This is a genomic window from Rhizobium sp. AC27/96 (assembly GCF_001692325.1).
GTDB lineage: Bacteria > Pseudomonadota > Alphaproteobacteria > Rhizobiales > Rhizobiaceae > Rhizobium.
Genome location: NZ_LXKN01000001.1, coordinates 620,441 through 639,911, shown reverse-complemented (window position 1 = coordinate 639,911; position 19,471 = coordinate 620,441). Strand labels below are relative to the sequence as shown.

The following is a 19,471-nucleotide window of genomic DNA, read 5'->3' as shown; positions in this document are numbered from 1 at the left end:
CGACTTCGCCTCTTGACCGCGACGAATTCCCTGTCCATGTCGGAAGGCCGGGAAGACGGAAAAGCCCGGCTTCTCCAGTGCCTTGTTTCGGCACGACCTCGTATTCAGAGACTTGATGATGAACGTTGTAGTGGTGGAATCGCCTGCCAAGGCTAAGACAATCAACAAATATCTGGGACCCGGATATAAGGTTCTTGCCTCCTTCGGCCATGTGCGTGACCTGCCCGCCAAAGACGGTTCGGTACTGCCGGACCAGGATTTCGAAATGCTCTGGGAAGTCGATGGCGCTTCGCAAAAGCGCATGAAGGACATCGCCGATGCGGTGAAATCCTCCGACGCCCTGTTCCTCGCGACCGACCCGGATCGCGAAGGTGAAGCGATTTCCTGGCATGTGCTCGACCTGCTCAACAAGAAGCGTGTCATCAACGGCAAGCCCGTCAAGCGCGTCGTCTTCAACGCCATCACCAAGAAGGCCGTGCTTGACGCGATGGCCGACCCGCGCGACATCGACGTGCCGCTGGTCGATGCCTACCTCGCCCGCCGTGCGCTTGATTATCTCGTCGGCTTCAATCTGTCGCCGGTGCTGTGGCGCAAGCTGCCCGGCGCCCGTTCGGCCGGCCGCGTGCAGTCCGTCGCACTTCGCCTGGTTTGCGATCGTGAATCCGAGATCGAGCGCTTCATCTCGGAAGAATACTGGAACCTCTCGGCGATCCTGAAGACGCCGCGCGGCGACGAATTCGAAGCTCGTCTCGTATCCGCCGGTGGCAAGCGTCTGCAGCCACGCGCAATCGGCAACGGCGAAGAAGCCGGCAAGCTGAAGGCATTGCTGGAAGGTGCGACCTATGTCGTCGACACCGTCGAGGCAAAGCCCGTCAGACGCAATCCGAGCCCGCCTTTCACCACCTCCACCTTGCAGCAGGCCGCCTCCTCCAAGCTCGGCTTCTCCGCTTCGCGCACCATGCAGGTAGCGCAGAAGCTTTATGAAGGCGTCGACATCGGCGGCGAGACGGTCGGTCTCATCACCTATATGCGTACCGACGGCGTGCAGATGGCGCCGGAAGCGATCGATGCGGCTCGCGTCGCAATCGCCGACCAATTCGGCAACCGCTACCTGCCGGAAAAGGCACGCTTCTATTCGACCAAGGCTAAGAACGCGCAGGAAGCGCATGAAGCGATCCGCCCGACCGGCTTCGATCGCACGCCCGACCACGTCCGCAAATACCTCGATGCCGACCAGCTGAGATTGTATGACCTGATCTGGAAGCGCGGCATTGCCAGCCAGATGGCCTCGGCAGAGATCGAGCGCACCACCGTCGAGATTCTGGCTGATAAGGCTGGCGAGAAGGCCGGACTGCGCGCCGTCGGCTCGGTGATCCGCTTCGACGGCTTCATCGCCGCCTATACCGACCAGAAGGAAGACGGCGAGCAGAGCGACGATGCCGACGACGAAGATGGTCGTCTGCCGGAGATCAATGCCCGCGAAAATCTCGCCAAGCAGAAGATCAATTCGACCCAGCACTTCACCGAACCGCCGCCGCGCTATTCGGAAGCATCGCTGATCAAGAAGATGGAAGAGCTGGGCATCGGCCGCCCGTCGACCTATGCGGCGACGCTGGCGACGCTGCGCGACCGCGACTATGTCACGATCGACAAGCGCAAGCTGGTGCCGCAAGCCAAGGGCCGGCTGGTGACCGCTTTCCTCGAAAGCTTCTTCACCAAATACGTCGAATACGACTTCACCGCCGATCTCGAAGAAAAGCTCGACCGCATTTCCGCCGGCGAGCTGAACTGGAAGGACGTTCTGCGCGATTTCTGGCGCGATTTCTTCGCCCAGATCGAGGACACCAAGGAGTTGCGCGTCACCAATGTGCTCGACGCTCTCAACGAGGCGCTGGCGCCGCTGGTCTTCCCGAAGCGCGAAGACGGCAGCGATCCACGCATCTGCCAGGTCTGCGGCACGGGCAACCTGTCGCTGAAGCTCGGCAAATACGGCGCCTTCGTCGGCTGCTCAAACTATCCGGAATGCAACTATACGCGCCAGCTTTCTTCGGAAGGCGGTGCGGAAGCAGAATCCACAGGGCTGAATGAACCGAAGGTACTCGGCCAGGATCCGGTTACCGGCGAAGAGCTGACACTGCGCTCAGGCCGATTCGGACCTTATATCCAGCGCGGCGATGGCAAGGAGGCCAAGCGCTCGTCGCTGCCGAAGGGCTGGAAGCCTGAGGATATCGACTACGAGAAGGCGATGGCGTTGATCTCGCTGCCCCGCGATATCGGCAAGCATCCGGAAAGCGGCAAGATGATCTCGTCCGGCATCGGACGTTACGGTCCCTTCCTGCTGCATGACGGCAGCTATGCCAACCTCGAGACCGTCGAAGACGTGTTCACCGTCGGCCTGAACCGCGCCGTGACCTTGCTTGCCGAAAAGCAGAGCAAGGGTGGCGGAGCACGCGGCGGCACGCCGGCAGCACTGAAGGATCTCGGCGCCCATCCGGACGGCGGCGGCTCTATCACCGTTCGTGACGGGAAATACGGCCCCTATGTCAACTGGGGCAAAGTCAACGCCACCCTGCCGAAGGGCACCGACCCGCAGGCGATCACAGTCGAGGAGGCCCTCGCTCTGATCGTTGCGAAAGCCGGCAAGAGCGGCACTACAACGAAAAAGGCTCCCGCCAAGGCAAAGACCGCGGCAGCCGGCGCAAAAGCGACAAAGACGACCGCCAAGCCGAAGGCTGCTGCAAAGAAGCCCGCGGCCAAGACGGCAGCGAAAAAGAAGAGTGCAGAGTGAGCAGAGAACCGCGCGGCAGGAATCCATCGTCGGAACGTCGTTCCGGCAAGCCCGGCCGCGCCGGTAAGGCCAGCGGCGACACCGAGCCGATGATGGCGATCGTGCACGGCACCCTGCCGCCGCGCGAAGTCATTCTTCGTTTCATTGCAGAACATCCCGAGCAGGCTTCCAAGCGTGAACTTGCAAAGGCCTTCGGCCTGAAGGGTGAAAGCCGCATCGCGCTGAAGAGCTTGCTGCGAGAGCTCGAAGAAGACGGGATGGTTCAGAAGAGCCGCAAGTCGCTCATCCGCCCGGGCGCGCTGCCGCCGATCACCGTTCTCGATATCACGACCCGCGACAAGGATGGCGGATTGATCGGCCGCCCGGCCGATTGGGCTGATGAGAACGGCGTGGCACCGGCCGTGATGATCAAGCAGTCCTCCTCACCAGCCGGCCGCAATGGCAAGGGCAAGGCGCCGGTCGCCGGCATGGGCGACCGCGTTCTCGCCAAGATCTTTGCGGCGGTGGATCGTGGCGGCCCGGCCTATACGGCACGCATCATCAAGGTTATCGACAAGCGCAAGGGCGCCAGCATGGGCGTCTTCCGCGAGACGCCGGGCGGCGGCGGTCGGCTGATGCCGATCGAGCGGCGCGGCGAAGAAATGGTGATCGATCCGGACTATACCGGCGACGCCAAGGATGGTGATCTCGTCGAGGTCGAAGTCGCCCGTCTTGGCCGTTTCGGCCTGCCGCGCGCCAAGGTTCTCTCGGTCGTTGGCTCCGTCGCTTCCGAAAAGGCGATCTCGATGATCGCCATTCATGCCCATGGCATTCCGCATGTCTTCCCGGCCGCCGTGATCGCCGAGGCCGATGCGGCCAAGCCCGCGACGATGTCGCATCGCGAGGACTGGCGCAGCCTGCCGCTGATCACCATTGATCCGGCCGACGCCAAGGACCATGACGATGCCGTCTATGCCGAGATGGACCCATCGCCCGACAATCCCGATGGCGTTGTTGTCACTGTCGCCATTGCCGACGTCTCCTGGTATGTACGCCCCCATTCGTCGCTCGACCGCGAGGCTCTGAAGCGCGGCAACTCCGTGTATTTCCCCGACCGGGTCGTCCCGATGCTGCCTGAGCGCATCTCCAACGATCTTTGCTCGCTGAAGGAAGGCGTCGACCGCCCCGCCCTCGCCGTCCGGATGATCTTCTCCAGGGAAGGCCGCAAGGCAGGCCATACCTTCCATCGCATCATGATGAAGAGTGCCGCCAAGCTTTCCTATCAGCAGGCGCAGGCCGCCATCGACGGCCAGCCCGATGACAAGACCGGGCCGATGCTGGAGCCGATCCTGAAGCCGCTGTGGCACGCCTATGAGATCATGAAGAAGGGCCGCGAGCGGCGTCAGCCGCTGGAACTCGACATGCCCGAGCGCAAGATCCTTTTGAAGGAGGATGGCACAGTCGACCGCGTCTTCGTGCCGCCACGCCTCGATGCACACAAGCTGATCGAAGAAATGATGATCCAGGCGAACGTCGCTGCCGCCGAGACGCTGGAAAAGAGGAAGCAGGTACTCATCTACCGCATCCATGACGGTCCGACGCTCGCCAAGCAGGAAGTGCTGCGCGAATTCCTCAAGACCCTCGACATAGTGCTCGCCAAGGGCGGCAATGTCCGGGCCAACAGCTTTAACGGCATTCTGGCGAAGGCCGAGGGTACGCCGCATCAAACCATGGTCAACGAGATGGTGCTGCGCTCACAGAGCCAGGCAATCTACAGCCCCGACAATATCGGGCACTTCGGCCTGAACCTGATGAAGTACGCCCATTTCACCTCGCCGATCCGCCGCTATGCGGATCTGATCGTGCATCGCGCGCTCGTCGGCTCGCTCGGCTTCGGTGAAGGCGGCATCACGCCGGATGAGGAAGCGGTGCTCGATGACATCGCCGCCGAGATCTCGACCTTCGAGCGTCGCGCCATGGCCGCCGAACGCGAAACTGTCGACCGGCTCATCGCCCATCATCTGGCCGGCAAGGTCGGCGCGGAATTCGAGGCGCGCGTCGGCGGTGTTACCAAGTCGGGACTTTTTGTTACCCTGCCCGACTATGGAGCGGATGGTTTCATCCCTATATCTACGCTCGGCACCGACTACTTCATCTATGATGAGGCACATCAGGCGCTGACGGGAGAAAAGACCGGGCTCGGCTATCGCCTTGGCGACGAGGTGACCGTGCGGCTGGTGGAAGCCGTACCGCTTGCAGGTGCCCTGCGCTTCGAGATGCTGAGTGACGGACGGTCGTTGCCGACGGCGGTACGCTCTTTCCACAAGGCGACCCGTCGCAATCAGAACCAGGCGCGCAAGACGCCGGGCACGAGACCACCGCGCGGCCGCCGATAAAAGCTGGCTGCCGGCAGTAAGGAAGAGCATTCATGACGGGCAGCCCATCCGATTCCCCCATCCGCTACGGCGGCACCGACGAAAGCGAGCGCCCGGTCGCCCGGTCGATTTCCCGCGGCATGCTCAACCGCTGCCCGCGCTGCGGGACGGGCAAACTCTTTCGCACCTTCCTGAAGCCAGTCGACAATTGTGCGGTTTGCGGCGAAGAGATCTTCCATCAACGAGCCGATGATCTGCCGCCTTACCTGGTGATCTTCGTTCTCGGCCACATCATCGTCGGCGGCTACATGATGACGGACATGGCCTTCAATCTGCCCATGTGGGTCCATCTTGCCATCTGGGCGCCGATCACGGTCATAGCGGCCCTTGCGATCATACAGCCCATCAAGGGTGGCGTGATCGGCCTGCAATGGGCGCTGCGCATGCATGGCTTCGGCGGCCACGACGACAGCCCGGACGAATGGGATCAGGGAAACGAGCGGTCGTGACCATGCCCGCAAGCCTGTCACATCGGTCTGCTCGGGAGACCGCGGTTGTTTCACGTTATTGCTCTCCCCCAGCTAGAACCATGATCGATTTCCCGGATATTCGTGATTCGCGCACGCTGCTTCGGCGGCAACGGCTTGACATGAACCGCTTTTCTTGTCTGAACATGCCGGGCATCGAAAGGATCATTCTGGGGGATATGACCGATCTCATGAAAGCCGACCCGTCACCTGAATTTGGCCGAGCCGTGCCTTTCTATGTTGCGTATCGTCATCGATTCGCCTGCCTCATGCTCCAGGGATCAGTTTATGCTTGAACCGACGAACGGCAAGGCCGGCCATGTCGAAGAAATTCACTGGCCTTCGCTCGTCGCCGCCATCGCGTCCGTATCCGCCGTGGGCATTGCCATTGGCCTGGGCCTGCCGCTGCTGAGCATCATTCTGGAGAAGCGCGGCGTCTCCTCAAGCCTGATCGGCCTCAACACGGCGATGATGGGCATAGCGGCCATGCTCGCGGCTATCATCACCACCAAGCTCGCGCATCGCTTCGGCGTCGTGCAGACGATGATCTGGGCGGTCATACTTTCCGCTCTGAGCTCGTTGGGCTTTTATTACGCGGATAACCTGCTTCTGTGGTTCCCCCTGCGCATCCTGTTCCACGGCTCGACGACCACCCTCTTCATCCTGTCGGAATTCTGGATCAATGCGGCCTCGCCACCATCAAAGCGCGGTTTCGTACTCGGCCTCTATTCCACGGTGTTCTCGCTTGGCTTTGCGGCCGGCCCCCTGCTCTTCTCGCTTGTCGGCAGCGAAGGCCTCATGCCCTTCCTCATTGGCGCCTGCATCATTCTGGCGGCAGCGATCCCGATCTTCATCGCCCGCAACGAAAGTCCCGTTGTTGACGAGAAGCCCGAACTGCATTTCGTCCGCTATATCTTCCTGGTGCCGACGGCCACTGCGGCCGTGTTCGTGTTCGGCGCCGTGACCGTTGGCGGCGGGTCGCTGTTTACCAGCTATGCCACCCGCCTGGGCTTCAACGAATCGCAGGCCGCATTGCTGCTGACCGTCATGGGTATCGGCAATTTCGTGTTTCAGATCCCGCTCGGGCTGCTGGCCGACCGCATGCGCGACAAGCGGCCATTGCTGTCGATCATGGCCACCATCGGCCTGGTTGGCGCGCTGTTGCTGCCATCCCTGTCGTCGAACTGGATTATCCTCGCCGTCATCCTGCTCTTCTGGGGCGGTTGCGTTTCCGGCATGTACACTGTCGGCCTCAGCCACCTGGGTACACGGCTGACCGGCGCAGACCTTGTGGCCGCCAACGCGGCCTTCGTTTTCTGCTATGCGATCGGCATGGTTCTCGGGCCGCCGACGATCGGCACTGCCATGGATTTGGTCAATCCCAGTGGCTTTGCCTGGGCTGTGGCCTTTTTCTTCGGCCTTTATGTCCTGCTTTCGGGGATACGACTGCTTTTCATGGGCAACAGAGGTTGACTTTTCGGGCGCGATTTGTATTTTCGCGCCAGAATTCGCCGTGGACCACCGCACTGGCCGTCCACGGCGTTCATTTTTATTAAAGGCAGGACGACTATGGCCAAGGCTACCACAATCAAGATCAAGCTGCTGTCGACGGCCGACACTGGTTTCTTCTACGTCACGACGAAGAACAGCCGTACGATGACGGACAAGATGACGAAGACGAAGTACGACCCGGTTGCTAAGAAGCATGTCGAGTTCAAGGAAACGAAGATCAAGTAAGTTTCCTAAACTTCAGGTTACAAAAGGCGCAGCCTCCGGGCTTGCGCCTTTTTCGTTTTCGGAGTGTCGTTCCCGTAAAAATCCGATCGCGTTTTGCCGCCCGACATGATTTGAAAATGCACCGTCAGCATCTCCAAAAAGAAAAACGCCGCCTTCGAAAATCGAAGAGCGGCGTTTTGAATTCGGGGGCCGGCTAGCCTGCAAAACGGCACGAGGAACCGTTGTAATTTGCATGCCAGCCGACCGACCCCACGACCCAGGAGATGCGGCGGACCTGAGCATCATGGGGTATCTGGAAACCCTTATGGGCTGTCTCTGTACGGGACTAAATTCGCGCGAAATCAAAAGAAAATCAACAAATTCTTAATGATGAAAAATACCCGTCTGCTGGGATGGTTAAAATTCACGTCACCACCGACAGAAATTTCCCATAGAATTAACAAATCAAAATTGAATATCCTCCAAGAAAAAACCAACAACCTTCGTATTTGAGACAAAATCTAAATACAGCCATCTAAGCATATCTATGCGCGATAATGCTTTTCAAATGAAATTTAGTCTCTTTTCGGCCTCTTTCCTCGAAAGTCGGCAGGAAATCATGACTATAGAGCAACCTAACTGACTTTGTCACAAAACAGGGACGAAATGCAGTTTCTCTTTCAATTCTGAAGTAAAAACACGAGGCTCAACGCCACGCAAGATCTGCGCTCCAGTCGCCCTCATCAGAAGATTAAAAATAATTAATCTTCATTCTACGTCTCGGCAAGTCCCCAATATTCATGGGAAAACCAACCCTATTATGGCCTATTTCCGGTCAGGCGGCCGAAGCGACGACTCTGTTGCGCCCCGCCCTTTTTGCCTCATAAAGAGCAAGATCGGCCTGCTTCATCAACTGTTCCGGTGTCTCGATTGTCTCCAAACGGGACGAGATACCGAAGGAAGCCGTGATGTTAAGTGTGGCACCTGCATCCCGCAGCTTGACCGGCATATTTTCTACCGCAGCGCGCAGGCGCTCTGCGACGGCGGCGGCAATGTCGGCGGTCGTATCCGGCATGACGACAACGAATTCCTCGCCGCCGTAGCGGCAAGCCAGATCGGCACCGCGTACCGTCGAGCGGATACGGGAAGCGAACTCCTTGAGCACTTCGTCACCGGCATCATGACCGTAGGTGTCGTTGACTAGTTTGAAGCGATCGATATCGGCGATGAGAACAGAGAGCGGGCGGGCCCGGGCCAGCGACCGATCGAAAAGAATCTTCAGGTGATTGTCCAGGTACCGCCTGTTGTTCAGGCCGGTGAGTGCGTCGGTGACGGCAAGTTCGATGGTCTGCTGCACGCTGGCGCGGAGGCGATCATTATAGCGCTTGCGGCGTATCTGCGTCAGGCAGCGGGCCACCAGCTCGTTCGGATCGACCGGGCGGACGATATAATCATTGACGCCGAGATCGAGGGCACGGACGATCATGTCGTCTGCCCCCTGCTCTGTCACCAATAGCACCGGCAGGAAGCGCGTACGCTCCAGCGAGCGAAGCTGCGAGCAGAGCCGCAGCGGATCGTAATCATCAAAATTCGAGTTGACGATGACCAGTTCGAACGGCCGTTCCGCCGCCTCGAACAAGGCCGCCTGCGGATCGGACATGGCGACGACTTCCGCGATCGGCTTGAGCGTGCGGATGATGCGTTCCTGCGAGTTGGCGCGGCCGTCCACCAGGAGCACTTGTCCGGTTTCTTCGGCGCGGCCATCGCCGGCACGCAGCAGATCATCGATGCCGAAATTGCGCGCCGTTTCGTTGCGCATGGACAGTTCGTCGCTCAGTGTCTTCAGGCGCAACAGGCTCTTGACGCGGGAAATAAGCTGCAAATCGTTGACCGGCTTGGTCAGAAAATCGTCAGCGCCGGCCTTCAGGCCGCGCACCCGGTCGGTCGGCTGATCGAGTGCGGTGACCATGACTACGGGAATATGAGCGGTGCGGGGATCGGACTTCAGGCGCTCACACACCTCGAATCCATCCATGCCGGGCATCATGATGTCGAGGAGAATAAGATCGACCTGGGCACGCGCGCAGATGGCGAGCGCCTGCAAACCATCTTCGGCGGTCAGCACCTCGAAATATTCAGCCAGCAACCGCGCTTCCAGAAGCTTCACATTTGCCGGGATATCGTCGACTACCAGGATGCGGGCGGTCATTCGTTCTTCCTACGTCAGGCGTCGCCCAGATAAGTTTTAATGGTCTCGATGAATTTCGGCACGGAAATCGGCTTCGAGACATAGGCTTCGCATCCGCCCTGGCGAATGCGCTCCTCATCACCCTTCATGGCAAAGGCCGTGACCGCGATGACGGGAATGACATGCAGATCATCATCCTCCTTCAGCCATTTTGTCACCTCCAGCCCGGAAACCTCCGGAAGCTGGATGTCCATCAGAATGAGATCTGGGCGATGTTTACGAGCAAGATCAAGCGCTTCCATACCGTTTCGGGTCTGGATCGTCGTATAACCGGACGCCTCGATCAGATCGCGAAAGAGCTTCATATTCAGCTCATTGTCTTCTACAATCATTACCTGTTTAGGCATGGAGAGATGTCCCTGCATCCGGTATTGCATCCATTCTCTCGAAATATAGGGTCGCGAGGAACCGATTCCACAAATACTTGAATCGCATACTACCGGGATTTGGTTGAAAAATAGGTAACTCACCCTTCAAAATGCAAAGTAACTTCAAGAACCCGAAGAAGAATGCGGCTGAGCCGCAAGAGACAGCCATTGCCGTACTCGGCTGGCTGGCGAACGAACCGGATATGTTCAGCCGCTTTCTGGCCCTGACCGGAGTTGAACCGGCGCAGGTGCGCAACGCCATCAACGAACCCGCCTTTCTCGCGGGCATGCTGGACTTCCTGATGAACCACGAACCGACATTGCTGGCCTTTTGCGAAGCCAACGGCATTCCGCCGGAGGCGGTCGCTGCTGCATCGGCGCATTTCTCGCCGCCCGGCCTGGCCTCCGGAGAATATTGATCATGGATGCACCGCTCGAATTCGATACATCGCATATCCGTCTCCAGGATCGGCCGCTGATCGTCTGTGATGTCGACGATGTCGTTTTGCATTTCTTCGCACCTTTCCTGACCTTCCTCGACGGTGAAGGCCATGAGTTCCTGCCGCGATCCTTCAGGCTCACCGGCAACATCATCTCCAGGGCCAACGGAACGGCGCTGGAGGAAAAGGACGTCCACCGGCTGATCGAGGCCTTCTTCGAAGCGCAGGAGCAATGGCAGACGCCCCTTGATCTTGTCGTCGATACGCTTGGCGACTTTTCCAAGGATGCCGACATCGTTTTCCTGACGGCCATGCCGCCGCAATACTGGGCTCAACGGCGCCGCCTTCTCGACCGGCTCGGACTTGACTATCCATTGCTTGCATCGCTGCAGCCGAAAGGGCCGATCGTCCGGTCGCTGCATGCAAGGCGCGCATTGCCGGTCGTCTTCGTCGACGACATGGCGCACAATCTGCATTCGGTTGGCGAACATGTTCCGGACTGCCTCCTGATCAATCTGAAGCCTGATTCCATCGTCCATCGTATGGCGCCGGCAGCGCCGGCCGGCATTCCTGAAGCAAACGAATGGAGCCAGGCGGCACCATTGCTCAGGGCTCACATCGGCGGCTGAAACCATCGACCCGATATCAAAGGACGAGGCGCATCAGGGGGCGCCCGTCCTTGCGTTTGGCGACCTCCGAGAATCCAGCCGCCTCGAATATGCGCTGCGAGCCGACATAGAGGCCCACGGATTTCGACTGCTTCGTGCGTTCGATCGGACAGCCCTCCAGCAGACGCGCACCTGAAGCCCTGGCGAAATTTATGGCCTCCGACAGCATGCGATGGCTGTACCCCTTGCCGCGATCGCGCGAATTCATGAAGAAACAGCTCACCGCCCAAACCGAGCTATCCTCGGCGTCGGCCGGATCGAGCGGCCGGGAGACCGTCTTCGGCGAATTCCATTGCGGCAGCTCCAGGCGGGGCCCGACCTGCACCCAGGCAACCGGGCGCTCGCCGGCATAGCCGAGGAGGCCAGGTGGCGGTCCCGCCGCGACGCGGTCCTGAATGAAGCGCTTCTTGGCGTCTCCGTCCATCGTCTTGCGCTGCGATGTCGGAATTCGGAAATGCGTGCACCAGCAACCGTAGCAGGCGCCGCTTGGTCCGAACAACACCTCGAAATCGTCCCAGCGATCCCATGTCAGAGGCTGCACGCGTAAATTTTCCACTCCACCACCTCCCTGTTTTCCCGCTTGAGACTCGCAAACTTAAAACATAAAGTGGCAATGTTCAATTTTTGTTCTCATTCGATGACCAGTACGCTCGACAAGATTTCCGGTTTCTGTCGCGATTGCTTGAGCGAGCAATCCGCCGTGCGTACGCGTTGCCGGGCCTGCGGCAGCCCTCGCCTCGTCTATCACCGCGAGCTCTATGGGCTGACGCTGGCCCATATCGATTGCGACGCCTTCTATGCCTCGATCGAAAAACGGGACAATCCGGAATTGGCCGACAAGCCGCTGATTGTCGGCGGCGGCAAGCGCGGCGTCGTCTCCACCGCCTGCTATATCGCCCGCATTCACGGCGTTCGCTCCGCCATGCCGATGTTCAAGGCCCTGGAGGCGTGTCCGCAGGCGGTGGTGATCCGTCCGAACATGGAGAAATACGTGCGAGTCGGCCGGGAGATCCGCACCATGATGCAGGATCTGACGCCCTTGGTGCAGCCGCTTTCGATCGACGAGGCTTTTCTGGAACTCGACGGCACGCAGCGGCTTCATCATGATCCGCCGGCCCGTATCCTGGCGAAATTCGCGCGGCGCGTGGAGCAGGAGATCGGCATCACCATCTCCATCGGCCTCTCCTACTGCAAGTTCCTCGCCAAGGTCGCCTCTGATCTGCAGAAGCCCCGCGGCTTCTCCGTCATCGGCCGTGAGGAGGCCGTTTCGTTTCTGGAGCCCCGCCCGGTGACAACCATCTGGGGCGTCGGCAAGGCCTTCGCGGCGACGCTGGAAAGCGACGGCATTCGCACCATCGGCCAATTGCAGGGCATGGATGAAAGCGACCTCATGCGCCGCTACGGTGTCATCGGCCAGCGGCTTTCCCGCCTGTCGCGCGGCATCGACGACCGCACGGTGCATCCGAATGAAGCCGCGAAAAGCGTGTCGGCCGAAACCACCTTCTTCGAAGACATCTCCCGCTACGATGATCTCGTGCCGATCCTGCGCGATCTGTCGGAGAAGGTTTCGCGCCGTCTGAAGCGCAGCGGTATCGCCGGCCAGACCGTCGTGCTGAAGCTGAAAACATCAGATTTCAAGAGCCGGACGCGCAACCGCCGCCTCGAAGACCCGACGCAGCTCGCTGACCGAATCTTTCGCACCGGCTTGCGCCTGCTCGAGCCGGAAACGGACGGTACGAAGTTCCGTCTCATCGGCATCGGCGTCACCGATCTTGGCGATGCCGGACGCGCCGATCCACCCGATTTGATCGACGAGCAGGCTACACGCCGCGCCGCAGCCGAGGCGGCCATGGACAAGCTCCGAGAAAAATTCGGCAACAAGACCGTCGAGACCGGTTACACATTCGGCGGAAAACGCGATAAATAACAATATCTTATTATATAGTCACCGATCAGTGATATTCTGAATCCTCACGAATAATTGCCTCGTGCGTGCGATTCTTCGTCGCGAATAGCTCGGATTCAATCTTTCTTGGTAAATTTCTATTAGGACTCGATCTCTGTAACTTCCGGGCAGCTTTGTTGGGCTGTCGATTGTGTTTTGCGTACGGGTTCCTATGCGTCTATCGGCTGTATCGACCATCCTTCTTGCCTGCCTGACGATATCGGGCTGCGCCGCCAGAGGCGAGCGCGAAGCCGCGCAGTCAAGCGCGCCTTCCAAGGAAATGACCAGCTCCATAGCAAAGAGCGGCACGCCGGTGCCGACGGTCGAAATCGGAGAAACCGTCTCGCGCGTCGAGCGGCAGCAGGCGCTGGCAACATCGTTGCCTGCCGATCCCCGGCCGGAAGGGTTCCTGCCATCCGACCAGGGTCGAGATGACGTTCCCATGCCGCTGCAACGGCCGCTCGCCATGCTTTCGCCGGCAAACCCGATGCCCCGCGCCATGCGGCAGCAGCCGATGCAGATCTATTCCCACCAGTTCCGCGACGCCAAGCCGATCAACTTCGGCACGACTTCACCAAGGAAGCTGGCTGTGCATGGCGTCGACGTTTCCCGCTGGCAGGGTGACATCGACTGGAACACGCTGCGCACCCAGGGTGCCAATTTCGTTTACATCAAGGCGACCGATGGCGGCGATCATCTCGATCCGATGTTCAAGAAGAACTGGCGTGCTGCCCAGCAAGCCGGCCTGAAGCATGGTGCCTATCACTTCTTCTATTGGTGCCGGACCGCCGGCGAGCAGGCCGATTGGTTCATCCGCAACGTTCCAAGGGAGGCTGGCGCCCTGCCGCCGGTGATTGACGTGGAATGGAACGGCGAATCCAGCTGCAAGCGGCGGCCGTCGCGCGAACAGGTTCTGGCGAAGATGCAGGTCTTCATGGACAAGCTGGAAAGACATTACGGCCAGCGCCCCATCGTCTATACCGCTCCGGATTTCTATCGCGACAACCTGCGCGGTGAATTGCTCAACTATCCTTTCTGGCTGCGCTCCGTCGCCGCTCATCCTTCCAAGGTCTATCCGGGCCGGAACTGGCTGTTCTGGCAATATTCCGGCTCCGGCGTCTCGCATGGCGTCGACGGTAGGATCGACCTGAATGCCTTCCATGGCAGCGCGGAAGAATGGCATAACTGGGTGGCGTCCAGCGTACGCTGACACATCCACTTTCCACTGATGGATTGCAGCAAAAGCAGGGTTCACCACCCTGCTTTTGCATTTCTGCCAGTGTCTCTCGCATCCAGAAGCATTGATTCTCGACGTGCTGATAGAAGCATTCACTTTCGGCAAGTCTTCCTTAAACTTCGAAGTCTAACCTTCGCCGCTACGAGTATTGCGTTTTGGTTGTGTCCATGAAGCCATTTTTCCTGCTTGGGCTTGGGCTGCTTTCAGCTACGGCCCTTTCCCATCCTAGCCTTGCCGCATCGGATGCCCGCACCCTGCAGATCGTGGTGTCGAAGGACAGGCAATCGCTTGCCGTCTATGATGGCGACCAGGTGGTGGCGACATCGAAGGTTTCGACCGGCAAGCGCGGCCATACGACGCCGAGCGGCATCTTCTCAATCCTGGAGAAGAAGGTCTATCACGAGTCCAATCTCTATTCGGCCGCGCCCATGCCCTTCATGCAACGGCTGACCTGGTCGGGCATCGCGCTGCATGAATCCAACTCGGTTCCGAATTATCCGGCGTCTCATGGCTGCGTGCGCATGCCCAAGGCTTTTGCCAAGGCGCTTTACCAGATGACGGAGCGCGGCGTACACGTCGTCATTGCCGACCAGCCGCTGGTGCCTCAGCCCTTTCAGAATTCGATGCTGTTCCAGCCGCAGGCGGCACCTCCCCCGGCTCTGTTTTCCGGCATCGAATTGCGCCCGATGACGGCAAGCTTCCTGCCGCAGGCGCAACCGCTGCAGGTCGCGACGAACGATGTCAGCTCGATCCAAATTCCGACCGCGCAAGCAGTTGTTGCTCCCCCGGTAAACCAGGCGCCACTCAGCATTCTGATCACCCGGCGGGGATTGCGCGAGAATGTCCGCGATCTCCAGGGCCTGTTGAATGGCATGGGCTTCATGGCCGGCACGCCGGACGGCATGCTCGGTCCGGCGACCGTGCAGGCAATCGACGATTTCAAGAAGACGCATGATATCAAGACGGTGGGTGGACTTGTCAGCCCGGCCTTGATGAAGGCGGTCTATGCCGCCGCCGGCAAGGGCGAACCGCCGAACGGTGCGATCATGGTCCGCCAGAATTTCAAGCCGCTCTTCGAGGCTCCGGCGAATATTGCAGAGCCGGAGGAAGCGCTGGGCGTCCACTTCTTCACCGCCAATGCGATCGACCGTATCAGCGGCAAGGCCGACTGGTTCGGCATGACGCTGGAAGAAGACCTCAGCAAGCAGACCAAGAAACGGCTGGGGATTACGAGCGAGGCCCAGTCGCAATCGCTCGATGCCGCCGGGCAGGCGCTCGGCCGTATCAGCATTCCCGATGAGGCACGTCATCGCATCGAGGACCTGCTGACGCAGGGTTCGTCGCTGACGATCTCGGACACGGGCATAGGACCGGAAACCGGCAACGAGACCGACTTCATCACCATCACCAACAACGGTGCCCTTGGTAAAAAGGGCTGAGCATCAAGGTCTCAAGCGCGACGAGCGATGCTCAAGGATCGCGACGCGCTTTAGACGAGCTCGACATCGATGACACCGGGCGCCGTGCGCAATGCGGCGGCGATCTCAGGCGTGATGCGGTATTTCTCCGGCAATGCCACTTCGACTTCGCGCGAGCCCTCATCCTTGATGACGATGAAGGAGACGAGGCCGTCCCCCCTTGTATTCAGATGGGCAGCGACCGCTTTCAGCGGTCCGGAATCGCGGACGTAGACACGCAACGCCTTCTGCATCTGCAGCGACTTCTCTTCCAGCGACTGCGCCGTCTGCAGACGCAGGCTGATGCCTTCGGGTCGCTCATCCGCCTGAGCGGTGATGACGAAGGATTTTCCGACTTCGAGGACATCGCGGTACTGGTTGAGTGTTTCCGAAAAAAGCACCGTTTCGAACTGGCCCGAGGCATCGGAGAACACGAAGATGCCCATCTTGTTGCCGGTGCGCGTCTTGCGTTCCTGCTTCGAGATGACCGTGCCGGCGAGGCGACCGTTGCCGGCCCCCTGCTTCACCGCAGCGGAAAAATCGGCAAAGTTCTGCACGCGCATCTTGTCGAGCACGGTCTTGTAGGTATCGAGCGGATGGGCCGTCAGATAGAAGCCGAGCACCTGGAACTCGCGCAGCAGGCGCTCCGAAGCTAGCCATGGGGTATAGGATGGAAAGGTGATTTTCTCCGGCCCGGACGCAGCACTTCCGAACATGTCGTGCTGGCCGCTACGCTTGTTTTCCTGCGCCACCTGGGCATAGCCCATGATCCGGTCCAGCCCGCCGATCAGCTGCGCGCGGTCGATGTCGAAGCAATCGAAGGCGCCGGCGGAAATCAGGCTTTCGAGAACGCGGCGGTTGATCTGCTTCGGATCGATGCGCAGGCAGAAATCCTCGATGCCGGCAAAGGGCTGGTCGCCGCGCACCTCGACAATGTGTTCCACCGCCGATTCGCCGACACCCTTGATGGCCGCCAGCGCATAATAGATGCGGTTTTCACCGGTCTCGAAATGGCGGAACGACGTCTGGACGGACGGCGCGATGACCTCGATGCCCAGGCGCTTGGCATCCTGGCGGAAGTCATTGACCTTTTCGGTGTTGGCCATGTCGAGCGTCATCGACGCCGCCAGAAACTCCACCGGATAATGCGCCTTCATAAAGGCCGTCTGGTAGGAGACGATGGCGTAGGCGGCGGCGTGCGACTTGTTGAAGCCGTAATTGGCGAACTTGGCGAGCAGATCGAAAATAACGTCGGCCTGGCCCTTGGACACTTCGTTCTTGACGGCGCCATCGACGAAACGCTCGCGCTGCTGGTCCATCTCCGCCTTGATCTTCTTGCCCATGGCGCGGCGCAGAAGATCGGCCTCGCCGAGCGAATAGCCCGACAGGACCTGGGCGACCTGCATCACCTGCTCCTGGTAGACGATGACGCCCTGCGTCTCCTTCAAGAGATAGTCGATCTTCGGATGGATCGATTCGATCTCTTCCTCGCCGTGCTTGCGGGCGTTGTAGACCGGGATATTCTCCATCGGACCTGGGCGATAGAGCGCCACCAGCGCGATGATGTCCTCGATGCAGTCAGGCCGCATGCCGATGAGGGCCTTGCGCATGCCCGCACTTTCCACCTGGAACACGCCAACCGTCTCGCCGCGCGAGAGCATGTCATAGGTCTTCTTGTCGTCGAGCGGGATGCTGGCGAGATCGATCGAAATACCGCGCTTGGCGACGAAATCGACCGCCGTCTTCAGCACCGTCAGCGTCTTCAGGCCGAGAAAGTCGAACTTCACCAGGCCGGCCTGTTCCACCCATTTCATGTTGAACTGGGTGACCGGCATGTCGGAGCGCGGATCGCGATACATCGGCACGAGCTTCGAGAGCGGCCGGTCGCCGATGACGATACCGGCGGCGTGCGTCGAGGCATGGCGGTAGAGGCCCTCGATCTTCTGGGCGATATCGAGCAGGCGCGCGACGACCGGCTCCTTGTCCGCCTCCTCCTGCAGACGCGGCTCCTCCTCGATCGCCTTGCTCAGCGGTGTCGGATTGGCAGGGTTGTTCGGCACGAGCTTGCAGATCTTGTCGACCTGGCCGTAAGGCATTTCCAGCACGCGGCCGACGTCGCGAAGGGCGGCGCGCGCCTGTAGCGAACCGAAGGTGATGATCTGCGCCACCTGCTCGCGGCCGTACTTGGCCTGCACGTAACGGATCACCTCTTCGCGCCGATCCTGGCAAAAGTCGATGTCGAAGTCGGGCATGGATACGCGCGACGGGTTGAGGAAGCGCTCGAACAGCAAGGAGAAGCGCAGCGGATCGACGTCGGTGATCGTCAGCGCATAGGCGACCAGCGAGCCGGCACCGGAACCGCGGCCCGGCCCGACCGGGATGTCATGGCGTTTGGCCCATTTGATGAAGTCGGCAACGATCAGGAAGTAACCAGGGAACTTCATGCCCTCGATAACGCTGAGCTCGAATTCCAACCGGTCGCGGTAATCCTTTTCTTCATAACCCGGCGCCATGCCGAGCGAGGCCAGGCGCTGGTCGAGGCCTTCGACCGCCTGGGCGCGCAACTCTGCAGATTCGGCACGGTCGGCCTCGTCCTCATCGGCGGCGGCACCCGTGAAGCGCGGCAAGATCGGTTTGCGCGTTTGCAGCACGAAGGAGCAGCGCCGGGCGATTTCGACGGTATTCTCCAGCGCTTCGGGCAGGTTGGCGAAGAGCTTGGCCATGTCAGCTCGGCTTTTCAGATAATGATCCGGCGTCAGGCGGAAACGCGTATCGTCCGAGACGATGGCATTGTGGGCGACCGCCATCAGCGCATCATGGGCGTCATAATCGTCGCGCGTCGGGAAGAAGGCCTCGTTGGTGGCAACCAGCGGGAGGTCATGCTCATAGGCGAGCGTCAGCATCTTGCGTTCATGACGGCGATCATAGGTGCCGTGACGCTGCAGCTCGACATAGAGCCTGTCGCCGAACAACCGCTTCAAGGTCAGAAGCCTCGATAAGGCCTGCGGCGCATGGCCCTCTTTCAGAGCCATATCGACCGGGCCGCCCAGCGAACCGGTAAGCGCAATCATGCCTTCGGTACCGATTTCCTCCAGCCATGCGGCAGTGATGTGAACGGCCTGATTGCCTTCTCCACCGAGGTAGGCGCGGCTGATGAGATCGACGAGGCGTTCATAGCCCCTTCCCGTCGCGGCGAGCAGAACGATGGACGGAAGCCTGACAAGCGATTGCTGCGGCCCGCGCTTCTCGCCCTCGCCGCCATCTTCCATGTCGATCGAGACCTGGCAGCCGATGATTGGCTGCAACCCCTCATCCATCGCCTTCTGAGCGAACTCGAGAGCGACAAAGAGATTATTGGTATCGGTGATGGCGATCGCGGGCTGACTGTCGCCGGCAGCCTTGGCCAGTATCTTCTTGAGCGGCAACGCGCCCTCAAGCAGGGAATAGGCGGAGTGGACCCGCAGATGTACGAATTCCGGTGCCTCACCGACCGACGCCGCAGATGCGCCGCTGTCGCCAATATCCGCCATTTTGTACCCTTCCGCATGCCCAAATGAATCAGCGATATCTTCGGCATTGCGGACGACAAAGTCCAGAAGTTGCTCCCATCAAATCGGGGAGCAACATGTGCATACAGAGATAAAACTCACATCGCCATCATGATGAGGGAAAAGCTGGCGACAAACATCACGATGGAGGTGAATGCTGCAACGTCTCGAATGA

At 59.9% G+C, this 19,471-nt stretch carries 15 protein-coding genes; 11 read left to right on the top strand and 4 right to left on the bottom strand.

Annotation, left to right across the window (positions count from 1 at the left end; translation table 11 throughout):
• The first annotated feature begins 118 nt into the window (after window positions 1-118).
• The 6 genes from topA (at window position 119) to rpmG (ending at window position 7,406) form a co-directional block, all read left to right on the top strand.
• Complete coding sequence (gene topA / locus A6U86_RS03120; protein ID WP_068387770.1) at window positions 119-2,788, top strand: type I DNA topoisomerase; 2,670 nt, start codon at window positions 119-121, stop codon at window positions 2,786-2,788.
• Window positions 2,785-5,163, top strand: coding sequence for a ribonuclease R (gene rnr, locus A6U86_RS03115; protein ID WP_068385960.1), 2,379 nt, complete (start codon window positions 2,785-2,787; stop codon window positions 5,161-5,163). The genes topA and rnr overlap by 4 nt, the downstream gene beginning before the upstream one ends.
• A 32-nt stretch (window positions 5,164-5,195) precedes the next feature.
• Window positions 5,196-5,651 carry a DUF983 domain-containing protein gene (locus A6U86_RS03110; RefSeq protein WP_068385958.1) on the top strand — a complete coding sequence of 152 codons (456 nt, stop codon included), beginning with the start codon at window positions 5,196-5,198 and terminating at the stop codon, window positions 5,649-5,651.
• Window positions 5,652-5,731: 80 nt separating this feature from the next.
• A complete protein-coding gene (locus A6U86_RS03105; RefSeq protein ID WP_068385956.1) occupies window positions 5,732-5,965 on the top strand; it encodes a hypothetical protein in 234 nt (77 codons plus the stop codon).
• Window positions 5,958-7,142 carry an MFS transporter gene (locus A6U86_RS03100; protein WP_068385954.1) on the top strand — a complete coding sequence of 395 codons (1,185 nt, stop codon included), beginning with the start codon at window positions 5,958-5,960 and terminating at the stop codon, window positions 7,140-7,142. The genes A6U86_RS03105 and A6U86_RS03100 overlap by 8 nt, the downstream gene beginning before the upstream one ends.
• A 96-nt stretch (window positions 7,143-7,238) precedes the next feature.
• Window positions 7,239-7,406 (top strand): 50S ribosomal protein L33, encoded by a 168-nt coding sequence (gene rpmG, locus A6U86_RS03095; RefSeq protein WP_003547442.1) that lies wholly within the window; start codon window positions 7,239-7,241, stop codon window positions 7,404-7,406.
• A gap of 814 nt (window positions 7,407-8,220) precedes the next feature.
• Here the strand turns inward: rpmG and A6U86_RS03090 are convergent.
• Window positions 8,221-9,594: a PleD family two-component system response regulator gene (locus tag A6U86_RS03090; protein ID WP_068385952.1), complete on the bottom strand. Its 1,374-nt coding sequence runs from the start codon at window positions 9,592-9,594 to the stop codon at window positions 8,221-8,223.
• Window positions 9,595-9,608: 14 nt separating this feature from the next.
• Window positions 9,609-9,980 (bottom strand): response regulator, encoded by a 372-nt coding sequence (locus A6U86_RS03085; RefSeq protein WP_028754034.1) that lies wholly within the window; start codon window positions 9,978-9,980, stop codon window positions 9,609-9,611.
• 131 nt (window positions 9,981-10,111) lie between these two features.
• On the opposite strand from A6U86_RS03085, the gene A6U86_RS03080 reads away from it, so the two are divergent.
• Both A6U86_RS03080 and A6U86_RS03075 read left to right on the top strand, forming a co-directional pair.
• The gene (locus A6U86_RS03080; RefSeq protein ID WP_068385950.1) at window positions 10,112-10,420 is read left to right on the top strand and encodes a DUF3572 domain-containing protein; all 309 of its coding nucleotides are present in this window, start codon (window positions 10,112-10,114) and stop codon (window positions 10,418-10,420) included.
• A 2-nt stretch (window positions 10,421-10,422) separates the two neighbouring features.
• Window positions 10,423-11,070: a hypothetical protein gene (locus tag A6U86_RS03075; RefSeq protein WP_068385948.1), complete on the top strand. Its 648-nt coding sequence runs from the start codon at window positions 10,423-10,425 to the stop codon at window positions 11,068-11,070.
• A gap of 16 nt (window positions 11,071-11,086) precedes the next feature.
• On the opposite strand, the gene A6U86_RS03070 is transcribed toward A6U86_RS03075, so the two are convergent.
• Window positions 11,087-11,665: an acetyltransferase gene (locus tag A6U86_RS03070; RefSeq protein WP_068385947.1), complete on the bottom strand. Its 579-nt coding sequence runs from the start codon at window positions 11,663-11,665 to the stop codon at window positions 11,087-11,089.
• 81 nt (window positions 11,666-11,746) lie between these two features.
• On the opposite strand from A6U86_RS03070, the gene A6U86_RS03065 reads away from it, so the two are divergent.
• From A6U86_RS03065 to A6U86_RS03055, 3 genes are all read left to right on the top strand, one after another.
• Complete coding sequence (locus A6U86_RS03065; RefSeq protein WP_068385945.1) at window positions 11,747-13,036, top strand: DNA polymerase IV; 1,290 nt, start codon at window positions 11,747-11,749, stop codon at window positions 13,034-13,036.
• 190 nt (window positions 13,037-13,226) lie between these two features.
• A complete protein-coding gene (locus tag A6U86_RS03060) occupies window positions 13,227-14,264 on the top strand; it encodes a GH25 family lysozyme (RefSeq protein ID WP_068385943.1) in 1,038 nt (345 codons plus the stop codon).
• Window positions 14,265-14,458: 194 nt separating this feature from the next.
• Window positions 14,459-15,730 carry a L,D-transpeptidase family protein gene (locus A6U86_RS03055; protein WP_068385941.1) on the top strand — a complete coding sequence of 424 codons (1,272 nt, stop codon included), beginning with the start codon at window positions 14,459-14,461 and terminating at the stop codon, window positions 15,728-15,730.
• A 50-nt stretch (window positions 15,731-15,780) separates the two neighbouring features.
• On the opposite strand, the gene dnaE is transcribed toward A6U86_RS03055, so the two are convergent.
• Window positions 15,781-19,278 (bottom strand): DNA polymerase III subunit alpha, encoded by a 3,498-nt coding sequence (dnaE, locus tag A6U86_RS03050; protein ID WP_068385939.1) that lies wholly within the window; start codon window positions 19,276-19,278, stop codon window positions 15,781-15,783.
• Window positions 19,279-19,471 lie beyond the last annotated feature (193 nt).